The organism is Tropicimonas sp. IMCC34011, from assembly GCF_003390865.1.
In the GTDB taxonomy this organism is placed as follows: Bacteria; Pseudomonadota; Alphaproteobacteria; order Rhodobacterales; family Rhodobacteraceae; genus Tropicimonas_B.
Genome location: NZ_QMEJ01000004.1, coordinates 97851 through 110279 on the forward strand (window position 1 = coordinate 97851; position 12429 = coordinate 110279).

A 12429-nucleotide genomic window follows, 5' to 3' on the forward strand; every position below is an offset into this window, starting at 1 on the left:
CAGCCTTGTTGACATTGCCAGATCGCAATGTTAGCTCCGCTCAGTTTTTACGCAATTAAATGTCCGATCCGGACGTTTTTTGGACAGGTTGTTCCGAAGGAGGGCACGATGGCTGGCAATTACGACGATCGGGACGGGATGATCTGGCTCGACGGTCACCTTGTGCCGTGGCGCGACGCAAACGTGCATATCCTGACCCATGCGCTGCACTACGCCTCCTCGGTGTTCGAAGGCGAGCGTGCCTATAACGGGCGCATCTTCAAGAGCCGAGAGCATTCCGAGCGCCTCCGCACCTCCGCCCAGATGATCGATTTCGAGATCCCCTGGACCGTGGAGGAGATCGAGGCCGCGAAGGCGCAGGTCCTCGCCTCGTCCGGCCTTCAGGACGCCTATGTGCGCGCGGTTGCATGGCGTGGCGCGGGTCCCGACATGGGCGTCGCCTCCGCGCGCAACCCGGTCCGCATGGCCGTCGCCGCGTGGGAATGGGGGGCCTATTACGGCGACGCGAAGATGCGCGGTGCCAAGCTCGACCTCGCCAAGTGGCGCCGGCCCGATCCGGCCACGGCACCGAGCCAGGCCAAGGCCGCGGGTCTCTACATGATCTGCACCATGTCCAAGCATGCCGCCGAGGCAAAGGGCTGCTCCGACGCGATGATGCTGGATTACCGCGGCTACGTGGCCGAGGCGACCGGCGCGAACATCTTCTTCGTGAAGGACGGCGAGGTGCATACGCCGAAACCCGATTGCTTCCTCAACGGCATCACCCGCCAGACCGTTCTCGGCCTGCTCGAAAAGCGCGGCATCACGGTCCACGAGCGCCATATTGAACCGTCCGAGCTGGAAGGCTTCCAGCAATGCTGGCTCACCGGCACCGCCGCCGAGGTCACCCCAGTGGGACAGATCGGCGACTATACGTTCGAGGTGGGCGAACTGACTCGCTCCATCTCGGAGGAATACGAGCAGCTCGTGCGGGCCTGAGGCCCGGCGAGGGGCGGGCGCGAACGCGGCGCTCGCCCCCTCTCCCGACATCGGCGGACGGCGCGCCTAGGCCTGCCGTCCCCGCTCGATATCGGCATACCGCGAAACGCGCGCCACGCTCCGCACCCTGGGGCGTCGCATGACGCCGAGCACGTTGGGATGGGATCCCTCGGGCGCGAGCCGCTTTCCAGCGGCGGCAAACGACGTGAGCGGCTGGCCGCTCCTCGCGCGATGCGTTCTGTCGACGATATGGCGTGTCATTCCGGCATCCTCCTCATGCAGGTGGTACACCATCTAAGGTAGCAACTCCCGGCCGCCGCTCAACCCGTCAGGCGGCCCAAGGCCCACTCCGCGGCATCCGCGACTGCGGGATCGGCGTCGCCCCTCAGGCCCTCGGCCACCGGCAGGAGCGCCGGCTCGCCTGAATTGCCGATGGCGTAGAGGACGTTGCGCACGAAGCGATCCCGTCCGATGCGCTTGATCGGAGAGCCCGAGAAACGCGCACGGAACGCGGCATCGTCGAGCTCGGCCAGCTCCCTCAGGGGCGGCAAGTCCAGATCATCCCGGGCGGCGTGGCGAGCATCCCCGGCGGCGACGGCGAACTTGTTCCACGGGCAGACCGCAAGGCAATCGTCGCACCCGTAGATCCGGTTGCCGAGACTGGCGCGGAACTCCTCCGGGATCGGCCCTTTATGCTCGATCGTCAGGTAGGAGATGCAGCGACGCGCATCGAGCTGGAAGGGCGCCGGAAAGGCCTTCGTCGGGCAGATGTCGAGGCAGCGGGTGCAGGAGCCGCAGTGCTCATGCTCCGGCGCGTCCTTCGGCAGGTCGAGCGTGGTGAAGATCGCCCCGAGGAACACCCAGTTTCCGAAATCGCGACTGAGAAGGTTCGTGTGCTTGCCCTGCCAGCCAAGCCCCGCCGCCTGCGCCAGCGGCTTTTCGGGGACGGGCGCCGTATCGACGAAGACCTTCACCTCTCCGCCGCCCTCGGCGATCAACCAGCGCGCCAGCTTCTTCAGCCGCTTCTTGACGATATCGTGGTAATCCTTGCCGCGGGCATAGACGCTGATCAGGCCGCGGTCCTTTTCCGCCAGATCGGCAAGCGGATCCGTCTCCGGTCGGTAGCTGTCCGCCAGCATGACGACGGAGCGGGCCTCGGGCCAGAGCGCCGACGGGTCCGAGCGCCACGCCATTCGCTCGGCCATCCACTCCATCTGACCGTGCCGCCCCTTCTCCACGAACCGGGCGAGCCGCTCGGGCAGCTCCGGCAGCGAATCCGGCGCGCAGATGCCCATTTCGGCAAAGCCGGTCTCGCGCACCTCCCCGGCGAGGCGCGTCTTCAGCGCCTCCATCGCGCCGGAGCTGTCTCTGGGATCGCTGGACATGGGAAAACTCAGGGCTCAGACCCTGTGATAGGGCGTACCGGCGAGGATCTGCGTCGCGCGGTAGATCTGCTCGGTGAGCATGACGCGGGCGAGCATGTGGGGCCAGACCATCGCGCCGAAGGAGAGAAGGAGGTCCGCCCGCTCCAGCAGCGCGGCGCCGTGACCGTCCGCCCCGCCGATGGCGAAGAAGACGCCGCCGGCGCCCCGGTCCCTAAGGCCTGCGATTTCACTCGCAAAGCCAGGGGAATCCAGCGTCCTGCCCCGCTCGTCCAGAGCCACGAGAGCGGCAGTGTCGGGCAGCGCCTTCAGAAGTAGCGCCGCCTCGCCGTCCCGGCCGCCGCCCTTCCGGTCGTCGATCTCGGTGACGTCGAACCCGGTCAGACCCATCCCGCGGCCGGCCTTGGCGGCGCGGGAGAGGTAGTCCTCGACGAGCGAACGCTCGGGAGAGGCGCGCAGGCGCCCCACGGCCAGAACGCCCACCCGCATGGCTTCAGTTCGCGCCCGGCCGGCTCTCGGCGGCCGCCGTCGCGGGCTGCCACATCTTCTCGAGCTGGTAGAACTCCCGGACCTCGGGACGGAAGACGTGAACGATCACGTCACCCACGTCGATCAGCACCCAATCGCCGCTATCCTTGCCCTCGATCTTCGACAGGCGGCCGGCCTCCTGCTTGAGGCGGTCGACGAGGTTCTGCGAGATCGACGCCACCTGGCGGGTGGAGCGGCCCGAGCAGATCACCATGTAATCCGCCATCTCGGACTTGCCGCGCAGGTTGATCTGCACGACATCCTCGGCCTTGTCGTCATCGAGAGAGGAAAGGATGCGCTCAAGCAACGCTTCGCTGCTCTCGGCCCCGGGCTGCGCGGTCATCGCCGCGCCATGTGCCGCCGGGTGCGTGGCGGCGTCCGCATGAATAGACAGGACATCGTCCTCCGTTTGTCGCGCCGCCTGTGCCCCGGCGCTGGGCGTAACGACAAGGTAGCAATCGCAGAGCCTTTTCTCAACGGGCGTGTCACGCACGGGAGACGTGCATGGCCTCGAGGCGCAGGGGGGCCGGGATGGCGTCGCGGCCGTCCAGGATCAGATCCGCCATGAGGCGCGCGGCGAGGGGCGCCATTCCGAAGCCGATCTTGAAGCCGCCATTGGCCACGAAATGGCCCTCTCTGCCCGGAAAGCGGCCGAATATTGCGCGCCGGGAGCGTGATCTGGGCCTGAGACCAGCCCAGCGCTCGAGGACCGGCGCATCGGCGAGCGCAGGACACGCCGCGCGGGCGGCCGCGATGACATCGTCGAGCTGATGGTCGGTGCTCCGGGGATCGGCAAAATCCCGCTCGGAGGTGGAGCCGACGGCCACACTCCCATCCGCATGGGGGACGATATGAAGCCCGCCGGCATAGAGCTGTGGCAGGCCCCGGCGGTCGAGCCCGAGGCGTGCCGCCTGCCCCTTCTGCGCCGCGCCGATCACGCGGCCGGTCGCCTCGGACAGCGCTGCGAGGCCCGCGGGGCCGGTGGCGTGAAGGACGGGACCGACCTCCGCCGCATCTTCCCCGAGGATCACCTCGCCCCCCAGCCGCGAAATCGCTTCGGCCAGCGCCGCGCAGGCGGCGGCAGGGGCGATGCGGGCCGACAGCGTGTCGAAGACGAGCCGCCCGGTGGGAGACGCCGGGGCCCAGTCCCCGGCCTCCGCCACCCCGATCAGACGCCACTCCGCCTGCCCCCGCCAGCGTTCGGCCGCTTCGGCCGCACGCGCCTCGGCCCGGTCCTCGCCGCCCTCCGGGATTGGCTGAAGACGCCCGAGGCGCGCGTATCCGGGGCTCCTGCCCGAAACCCCCTCTACCGCGGCCCAGAACGCCGGCGCCGCGAGGAGGCTCTCGAGCTGCGCTTCCTTCGCCGCGTCCCACCGCTCCGGCGCATGGGGCGCGAGCGCCCCAACGACGCCGCCGGACGCGCCCGCGGCGAGGCCGTGCGTGTCGATCACGCGCACCCGCGCGCCCCGTCTTGCCATCTCGAACGCACAGGCGAGCCCGAAGATGCCCGCCCCTCTCACCGTTGCTTCGATGCTTGCCAAACCCGCCCCTCGCGTCCCATGTCGACGTCGTAGCTGAACAGGGCTTAGGACAGATGGATCAGGGTGAGAAGGGCGTGACGTGGAAGGAGAGCGGTGTTCCCGTGAGCACCCGGTTCGACGATCCCTATTTCTCCCTCGAGGACGGCTTGGCGGAGACGCGGCACGTCTTTCTCGCCGGAAACGGGCTTCCCGAGCGGGCCCGGAGCGGCTTCCACGTGGCCGAGCTCGGCGTGGGTACCGGATTGAACCTCCTCGCCCTCGCACAGATGGCGCGGGAGGCGGAGGTGGAGGTTCGGTACACCGGCTTCGAGGCCTACCCGCTGTCCCTGGCGGATCTCGGCCGGGCACTGGCGCAGTTCGAGGTCGCGGAGGAAGACGTGTCGGCCCTCTTGGCGGCGTGGGATCCCGCTGGGTTTGCCGCGCGGATCGGACCGGTGGAGGCGGAGGTGATCGTGGGCGATGCACGGCAGCGGGTGCCGGCCTGGGATGGGTGCGCGGACGCCTGGTTCCTCGACGGATTCGCGCCGGCGAAGAACCCGGAGCTGTGGGAGCCCGGGCTCCTCGCCGCCGTTGCCGCCCGCACCGCGCCGGGCGGAACCTTCGCGACCTACACCGCCGCCGGAGCCGTCCGCCGCGCCCTCTCCGCCTCCGGATTCGTGGTTGAGCGGCGCTCCGGATACGGCCGGAAGCGGCACATGAGCGTCGGGCGGATGCCGGAGTGATCGGAAGCGCTCCGCTCCGGCGGCGCCCCCGGCGGACTGCCCCGTCTGGCCATTGCCGCCCCGGCGCGGCACAACGTTGCCCATGACCGAGCAAAACTCCCGCCTTGGCATCGGATTGATGCTGGCCGCCACTTTCGTCTTCTCGGCGCAGGACGGGATCTCACGCCACCTCGCGGGCCAGTACAACGTCTTCATGGTCATGATGATCCGCTACTGGTTCTTCGCGGCGTTCGTAATCTTGCTGGCCACGCGACAGGCAGGCGGCATCCGGGACGCGGCGCGGACGACGATGCCGTGGATCCAGGGGTTCCGCTCGCTCCTTCTCATCGCCGAAGTGCTCACCCTCGTCACCGCCTTCGTCATCCTCGGCCTCGTCGAGACCCACGCGATCTTCGCCGTCTATCCGCTGATGGTCGCGGCCCTGTCGGGACCGATCCTCGGTGAGCGCGTCGGCTGGCGGCGATGGTTGGCGATCGGGATCGGTTTCGTCGGCATTCTCGTGATCCTGCAGCCGGGCTTCGGCGTCTTCTCCCCCGCCGCGCTTCTGGCCGTCGCGGGCGCGGCAATGTTCGCCCTCTATGGCCTGCTCACGCGCTATTGCGGCCGGTCCGACAGTGCGGCGACCAGCTTCTTCTGGACCGGCACGGTCGGCGCGGTAGCGATGACGCTGATCGGAATCTGGTTCTGGGAACCGATGACCGCCGGGGACTGGGCGTGGATGGCGCTTCTGTGCGTCACCGCCTCCCTCGCGCACTGGCTCCTGATCAGGTGCTACGAGGTCGCCGAGGCCTCCGTCGTGCAGCCCTTCGCCTACTTCCAGCTGGTCTTCGCCAGCGCCTTCGGGGTGACGATCTTCGGCGATGCGCTGGAGCTGAACGTGGTGATCGGCGCCCTCATCGTCACGTCCGCAGGGATCTTCACCCTCGTGCGGTCTGCCATCGCGGCTCGGGCCTCCCGCCGCGATGGCGCACGCTAGCCCTCCCGCAAGAGGTCCGTGAAGGCGACGGGGCCGGCGGTTCCGGTGAGGCGCGCACGGTAGATGCGCAGCGATTCGGTCACGCGCATCACATAGTTCTGCGTCTCCCGGAACGGGATCATCTCGATCCAGTCGATGATGTCGATGCCGGCGCTCCGCGGATCGCCCCGGTCGCCGACCCAGTCCACCGCACGGCCCGGCCCCGCATTGTAGCCCACCGAGACGAGAACGGGCGCCGGTCCGAACACCTCGATCAGCCCGGCGAGATAGGCGGACCCGAGCGTCGCGTTGTAATCGGGCCGGTCCGTCAGGCCATCGCGGTCATACGGCAGACCCAGCTCGTTCGCCACGTCCTGCGCCGTGCCGGGCATCAGCTGCATCAAACCGCGTGCCCCGGCGGGGGAGACGACGACAGGATCGAACTCGCTCTCACGCCGTGCGATCGACAGCGCGAGGGCCCGCTCCACCGGCAGGTCGTCCCGGTCGAGCATGTCGCTCATCGGGAAATAGGCCGCGGGGATCACCGTCCCCACGGAGGCCGCGCGCTTTGCGACCATGAGCGCGACATGCTCCTCCCCGCGCTCGAGCAGAAGCGTGCCGAGAGTGCCGGCGGCGTCGCGGTCCAGCTCCTCGACGAGATGGGTCAGGAAGCGCTCCGCCTCGTAGTCGATGCCCGCATCGAGCAACATCAGGCCGGCCGCCAGCACCGAACTGTCCTTCAGCGGCGAGGCCTCCAGCGCCGGAAACGTCTCCGCCCCCGTCAGCGTGGGATCGAGCGACAGGCCCGCCGCTTCCGCCGACAGAAGACCGTAGAAGCTCGTCTGATGCTCGGCACCCGCCTCGTAGGCGGCCTGAGCGGCCTCTTCATTGCCCGCGGCGGAATAGGCGCGCCCGAGCCAGTAATGGCCGCGACCCTTGCTGATCGGCGTCTGCACCGCCGCGTCGAAGCGGGTGAAATGATAGACTGCGAGTTCCGGATCGTTCAGGAAACGCAGCGCGATGAAGCCGGACAGCCATTCCAGATCGGCGTAGTCGGACCCGTCCACGAGGAAGTTCTGGCTCGCCAGCGTGTAGGCATCCGCGTAATTTCCGGCACGCATGGTCTGCCGGGCGAAGATGCGGCGCCAGCTTGCCCAGTACTGCGGCCGCCCGAGGCCTTCGAGCGAGGAAGAGCGCTCGTCCATCAGCGCCACGGCATCCTCGTTCCGCCCCTTCGCCGCGCGCCAGTTGAAGCGTTCGTAGGCGAGGCCCGCATCGTCGGCGAGGCCGTCCGGCACCTTCTCGATCAGCGTGTCGACGCCGGGCGACTGCTGCGAGAGCGCAATACGTGCCTCCGCCAGCGCCTCCCAGCCATCGGGCACGCGCGAATACATCCGCCGCGCCGCCGAGACCTCGCCCCGCCAGAGAAGGTCGTCGAGCCGGGAGACGTGGTGAGAGCCCAGGATCTCGCCGTAACTCGCAAGTAGCTGCGCCTCGGCCTCGGTCGTGAGCGTCATCGTCCGCCATGCGAGCACCGCGAGGGCCTCCGCGTCGCCGGTATGCCCCAGGGTGCGATGCGCGTCGATCAGGCGCAGGAGGCCGGTGGAGGTCTCCGGAATGCGGGATTCGAAGAACTCGAGGACGGTCTCGGGCGCCGCCGTCGTGGGGATCGCCGTCTCGGCGCGGACGCGCAGCAGATCGAGGCCGGGCCAGTCCGGGTTGCGGCCGATGAAATCGAGATATTCAGCGAACGTCGCCTCGCCGCCGCGCCGGAGGCGGTGCCACGTCACGAAATCCAGCGCCACCTGCCCGCCGGGCTCGGCCGCGATGTTCGCCCGCCTCCAGTCGCCGGCGCGGATCTGGTCCATCGCCTGCGCAAGGGCATCACCCCCGGGTGACGCCGCGGCGCCGGTTGCAAGAGCGGGACAGAGGACACACGCCACCGCAGCGGCACGAACGGTACATTTCAACACGTGGAGCAAGGCGGAGTCCTTCGGGTTCCGTCTTCGGGACAGGCTTGAGGCGAAGCCAGAGGGTAGATCCTGCGCCGCGTATCACAACTCACAAACTTGGCAATCTCTTCGACCGTCGCTAGGGTCCGCGCGCCGCGAAGCGCGGCCCCCGGCACAGGAGAAAAAAACCAATGTTTCAAGGATCGATTCCAGCGCTGGTGACGCCCTTCAAGGACGGCAAGGTGGATTGGAGCGCCCTCGAGGCGCTGATCGAATGGCACATCGCCGAAGGCAGCACCGGCATCGTGCCCGTCGGCACCACAGGCGAGACGCCGACGCTGAGCCACAAGGAGCATGAGGACGTTGTCGCGCGCACCGTGCAGATCGCCGCGGGGCGCGTGCCGGTGATCGCCGGGGCTGGCTCCAACAGCACGCATGAGGCGAAGCGGCTGGTGCGCCACGCCCAGGATGTCGGCGCGGATGCCGCCCTCGTGGTGACGCCGTACTACAACAAGCCGACGCAGGCCGGCATGATCGCGCATTTCACGGAACTTCACGAAAGCTCCGATCTGCCGATCATCATCTACAACATCCCCGGCCGCTCGGTGGTGGACATGACGCCCGAGTCGATGGGCCGGCTGGCCGAGCTGCCGCGCATCGTCGGCGTGAAGGATGCGACCGGGGACGTGGCGCGGGTGTCCCGCCAGCGCCAGACCTGCGGGCCGGACTTCTGCCAGCTCTCCGGCGAGGACGCCTCCGCCCTCGGGTTCAACGCGCATGGCGGACGGGGCTGCATTTCCGTGACCGCGAACGTGGCCCCGAAGCTGTGCGCGGAGTTCCAAGCCGCGACCCTGGCGGGCGATTACGCCAAGGCGCTGGACTACCAGGACAAGCTGATGCCACTGCACCGCGCGGTCTTTCTGGAGCCGGGCGTGGCTGGCGCGAAATACGGACTCTCCCTCCTCGGGCGCTGCCGCGACGAAGTCCGCCTCCCGCTCACGCCGCTGAGCGAGACGGTGCGGCTCGCGATGAAGGACGCGATGGAGCATGCCGGCCTGATCGGCTGAGCGCCGGGCGGGCGGCGGTGTCGCCGTCCGCTCCCCCCCGCGCCCTCGATGTCGAGCGCCCCCATTGGCCCGGAGCGCCATGTCCCCTATATGACCGCGTCATGGCCAAGCCCAAGGACAACCCGAACTACAAGGTGATCGCCGAGAACCGGCGGGCCCGCTACGACTATGCCATCGATGACGACATCGAATGCGGCATCGTCCTGCAGGGCTCGGAGGTGAAGTCGCTGCGCCTGAACACCGCCAACATCGCCGAAAGCTACGCCGAGGTTAAAGACGGGGAGCTGTGGCTGGTGAACAGCTACATCGCGCCCTACGAGCAGGCGATGTTCGGTCACGAGGACCGGCGCCGGCGCAAGCTCCTGGCCAACAACAAGGAGCTGGCCCGGATGTGGTCCGAGACCCAGCGCAAGGGCATGACGCTCGTGCCGATGGTGCTCTACTTCAACCACAAGGGCATCGCGAAGCTGAAGATCGGCATCGCGAAGGGCAAGCGCGCGCCCGACAAGCGTGAGACCGAAGCGAAGCGGGACTGGCAGCGCGCCAAGTCGCGGCTCCTCAAGGAACACGGCTGACCCGAAGCGCGAGGGTGGCGGGCCGGGTTGCATGGCCCCCTCCTCCGGTCTAGCCATATCGGCGGCAAGGAGGCCCCGGTGATGGCAGGCGACGCACCTACCCAAGACGATCCCCGCACGCTGGTCTCGACGGACTGGCTGTCCCGGCATCTGGGCGACGACACACTGCGCATCCTCGATGCGTCCTGGTACCTTCCGGCCATGGAGCGCGACGCGCGGGCGGAGTTCGACGCCGCCCACATTCCGGGCGCCCGCTTCTTCGACATCGACGCGATCGCGGACCACCGCTCCGGCCTTCCTCACATGGCGCCGCCGCCCGAGATGTTCGTCTCGCGGGTGCGTGGCCTTGGGATCGGGGACGGTCAGCAGGTGGTGGTCTATGACGGCGCGGGTCTCTTCTCGGCCGCGCGCGTCTGGTGGCTCTTCCGCCTGATGGGCAAGGACGATGTCGCGGTTCTGGACGGCGGCCTGCCGAAATGGACCGCCGAGGATCGTCCGCTCACCAGCACGCGCGCGCAGGTGAGGGACCGGCACCTGACCGTGCATCACCGGCCGCACCTGCTCTCCGACGTGACGGATGTGGCGCAGGCCGCGAAGGCCCGCGACCGTCAGGTGGTGGACGCCCGCTCCCCCGCCCGGTTCCGCGGCGAGGAGCCGGAGCCGCGGGCGGGAATGCGCGCGGGCCACGTCCCGGGCTCGCTCAACGTCCATTACAGCACGCTTCTGAATGCGGACGGCACGATGAAGGACGCCGACGGCCTCCGCGCCGCGTTCGAGGCCGGCGGCGTCGATCTCTCCCGCCCCATCATCACCACCTGCGGCTCCGGCGTGACCGCCGCGATCCTCTCCCTCGCCCTTGCCCGGCTCGGGCACGAGGACAACTCCCTCTATGACGGCTCCTGGTCCGAATGGGGCGCCTTTCCCGAACTGGAGGTTGAAACCGGATGAGCGTTCTGCCCGCGGGAAGCCGGATCGATTATACCATCACCTGGCTGGAGATGACCGAGCGGCCATCCTATCCTCGGCCGCACCATCCGCTGTCCGGCCCCGTCCAGCTCCTCTGCGCGCGCACGCCGCCGGTGTGGTACTTCCTCGACCTCTACCGCGCGGTCGGAACCGACTATTCGTGGGAGGACATGTTCGAGGCCGGGGAGGAGGATCTCGCAAGCTGGATCCAGGACCCGGACACCGAGCTCTGGACCCTCCTCAAGGACGGCTGGCCGAACGGGTTCTTCTTCCTTGATCACCGCGAGCCCGAAACCTGTGATCTGTCCTATTTCGGCCTCGCGCCTCAGGCGATCGGGCGGGGCCTCGGGCGCTTCATGCTCGAGACGGCAATCCATATCGGGTGGGATTTCGACGGAGTGACACGGATGACGGTGAATACCAACACGCTCGACCATCCCCGCGCGCTGGGGCTCTACCAGCGATGCGGCTTCGAGCCGGTCCGGCGTACGGAGCACGAGCGCATCCTGACGCGTCCGCGCGATGTTTCGCGGATTCCGAACTGATGTTCGCGCATCTCCCGGCAGCGGAGCCGGACAAGATCCTGAGGGTGATGGCGGAGTTCGCGGCCGATCCGAGGGACGGCAAGATCGACCTCGGCGTCGGCGTCTACAAGGCCGAGGACGGAACGACGCCCGTCCTGAAGGCGGTGCATGACGCAGAGGCGCGCATCCTCGAGAGGCAGACGACCAAGGGCTACACGGCGCTTTCTGGAGATCCCGGCTTTCGCAACGCGGTGGCCGAGCTGGTCCTCGGCGACGTGCCGCAGGACCGCCTCGCCACGCTTGCCACCCCCGGCGGGACGGGCGCGATCCGGCAGGCCTTCGAGCTGGCGCGCAAGGCGAAAAGCGATCTCACCGTCTGGGTCAGCGATCCGACATGGACGAACCACGAAGCGATCCTCGACGCGATGGGAATCCGCTGGCGGCGCTACCGCTACTACGACCAGGCGACCGGCCGGGCCGACGTCTCGGCGATGCTGGAGGACCTGGGCGATGCAGCGCGGGACGATCTCGTCCTGCTCCACGGTTGCTGCCACAACCCCACCGGCGCGGACCTGACCGAAGCGGACTGGCGCGCGATCGGAGACCTTCTGGAGCGCAGCGGTGCGGTGCCCCTCGTCGATCTGGCCTATCTGGGCTTCGCGGACGGGATCGAGGCGGATCTCGCCGGTCTTCGGCATCTTGCGCACCGGCTGCCTGAATTCCTGCTCGCCTTCTCCGGCTCGAAGAGCTTCGGCCTCTACCGCGACCGCGTCGGCTGCGTCCTGGCCCTCGGGGCCGACCGGGAGGCCGCGCAGGCGATGTCCGGCACCCTGGCGAGCATCAACCGCCATTCCTACGCCTTCCCCCCCGACCATGGCGCCCGAATCGTGGCGACGATCCTCGGCGATCCCGGCCTCCGCGCGAGCTGGACCGAAGAGCTGTCCTCCATGCGGACACGTATCAACTCGCTTCGCCGCAGCTTCGCGGAGGCGCTGACGGAGGCGACGGGCAATCCCGGCTGGCAGGTGCTGGCCGAGCAGCGCGGCATGTTCTCCCTCCTCGGCCTCGGGGACGATGCCGTGCGGCAGATGCGGGAGGCGCACGCGGTCTATGTCGTGGGAGGCGGGCGGATCAACATCGCCGGGCTGACCCCAGCGAGCATTCCGGGCGCGGCACGGGCCATCGCCGACGTCCTCTGACCCCTGACGCTCCGGCGCGCCGCCCTATCTCTGCGGCGAG

14 protein-coding genes are annotated in these 12429 nt (G+C 68.6%); 8 read left to right on the top strand and 6 right to left on the bottom strand.

Features of this window, described 5'->3' with window-relative positions; translation table 11 throughout:
• The first annotated feature begins 108 nt into the window (after positions 1-108).
• A complete protein-coding gene (locus tag DQG15_RS12485) occupies positions 109-978 on the top strand; it encodes a branched-chain amino acid aminotransferase (RefSeq protein ID WP_116085739.1) in 870 nt (289 codons plus the stop codon).
• A gap of 66 nt (positions 979-1044) precedes the next feature.
• Here the strand turns inward: DQG15_RS12485 and DQG15_RS12490 are convergent, their stop codons facing one another.
• The 5 genes from DQG15_RS12490 to DQG15_RS12510 form a co-directional block, all read right to left on the bottom strand.
• The gene (locus tag DQG15_RS12490) at positions 1045-1239 is read right to left on the bottom strand and encodes a hypothetical protein (protein WP_157968984.1); all 195 of its coding nucleotides are present in this window, start codon (positions 1237-1239) and stop codon (positions 1045-1047) included.
• Between the two features lie 59 nt (positions 1240-1298).
• Positions 1299-2330, bottom strand: a complete 1032-nt coding sequence (queG, locus tag DQG15_RS12495) for a tRNA epoxyqueuosine(34) reductase QueG (RefSeq protein WP_116086318.1) — start codon at positions 2328-2330, stop codon at positions 1299-1301.
• Positions 2331-2378: 48 nt separating this feature from the next.
• Positions 2379-2849 carry a 23S rRNA (pseudouridine(1915)-N(3))-methyltransferase RlmH gene (gene rlmH / locus DQG15_RS12500; protein WP_116085742.1) on the bottom strand — a complete coding sequence of 157 codons (471 nt, stop codon included), beginning with the start codon at positions 2847-2849 and terminating at the stop codon, positions 2379-2381.
• 4 nt (positions 2850-2853) lie between these two features.
• Positions 2854-3231 (bottom strand): ribosome silencing factor, encoded by a 378-nt coding sequence (gene rsfS, locus DQG15_RS12505; protein WP_116085744.1) that lies wholly within the window; start codon positions 3229-3231, stop codon positions 2854-2856.
• Positions 3232-3373: 142 nt separating this feature from the next.
• The gene (locus DQG15_RS12510; protein ID WP_116085745.1) at positions 3374-4429 is read right to left on the bottom strand and encodes an FAD-binding oxidoreductase; all 1056 of its coding nucleotides are present in this window, start codon (positions 4427-4429) and stop codon (positions 3374-3376) included.
• A gap of 53 nt (positions 4430-4482) precedes the next feature.
• On the opposite strand from DQG15_RS12510, the gene mnmD reads away from it, so the two are divergent.
• Together mnmD and DQG15_RS12520 are read left to right on the top strand one after the other, a co-directional pair.
• Positions 4483-5151, top strand: coding sequence for a tRNA (5-methylaminomethyl-2-thiouridine)(34)-methyltransferase MnmD (gene mnmD / locus DQG15_RS12515; RefSeq protein WP_116085747.1), 669 nt, complete (start codon positions 4483-4485; stop codon positions 5149-5151).
• 82 nt (positions 5152-5233) lie between these two features.
• The gene (locus tag DQG15_RS12520; protein WP_116085749.1) at positions 5234-6127 is read left to right on the top strand and encodes a DMT family transporter; all 894 of its coding nucleotides are present in this window, start codon (positions 5234-5236) and stop codon (positions 6125-6127) included.
• On the opposite strand, the gene DQG15_RS12525 is transcribed toward DQG15_RS12520, so the two are convergent.
• Positions 6124-7974, bottom strand: coding sequence for a lytic transglycosylase domain-containing protein (locus tag DQG15_RS12525; protein ID WP_116085750.1), 1851 nt, complete (start codon positions 7972-7974; stop codon positions 6124-6126). The two genes, DQG15_RS12520 and DQG15_RS12525, sit on opposite strands and share 4 nt — an antisense overlap.
• A gap of 275 nt (positions 7975-8249) precedes the next feature.
• Here DQG15_RS12525 and dapA point away from each other — a divergent pair, with 275 nt between their 5' ends.
• From dapA to DQG15_RS12550, 5 genes are all read left to right on the top strand, one after another.
• On the top strand, positions 8250-9125 hold the full coding sequence (dapA, locus tag DQG15_RS12530; protein WP_116085752.1) for a 4-hydroxy-tetrahydrodipicolinate synthase: 876 nt from the start codon (positions 8250-8252) through the stop codon (positions 9123-9125).
• A 101-nt stretch (positions 9126-9226) separates the two neighbouring features.
• Positions 9227-9700: an SsrA-binding protein SmpB gene (smpB, locus tag DQG15_RS12535; RefSeq protein WP_116085753.1), complete on the top strand. Its 474-nt coding sequence runs from the start codon at positions 9227-9229 to the stop codon at positions 9698-9700.
• An 81-nt stretch (positions 9701-9781) separates the two neighbouring features.
• Positions 9782-10648, top strand: coding sequence for a 3-mercaptopyruvate sulfurtransferase (gene sseA, locus DQG15_RS12540; protein WP_116085754.1), 867 nt, complete (start codon positions 9782-9784; stop codon positions 10646-10648).
• Positions 10645-11211 (top strand): N-acetyltransferase, encoded by a 567-nt coding sequence (locus DQG15_RS12545; RefSeq protein WP_116085755.1) that lies wholly within the window; start codon positions 10645-10647, stop codon positions 11209-11211. Before sseA ends, DQG15_RS12545 begins: the two co-directional genes overlap by 4 nt.
• Positions 11211-12389, top strand: a complete 1179-nt coding sequence (locus tag DQG15_RS12550) for an amino acid aminotransferase (RefSeq protein WP_116085756.1) — start codon at positions 11211-11213, stop codon at positions 12387-12389. The genes DQG15_RS12545 and DQG15_RS12550 overlap by 1 nt, the downstream gene beginning before the upstream one ends.
• Positions 12390-12429: the final 40 nt, after the last annotated feature.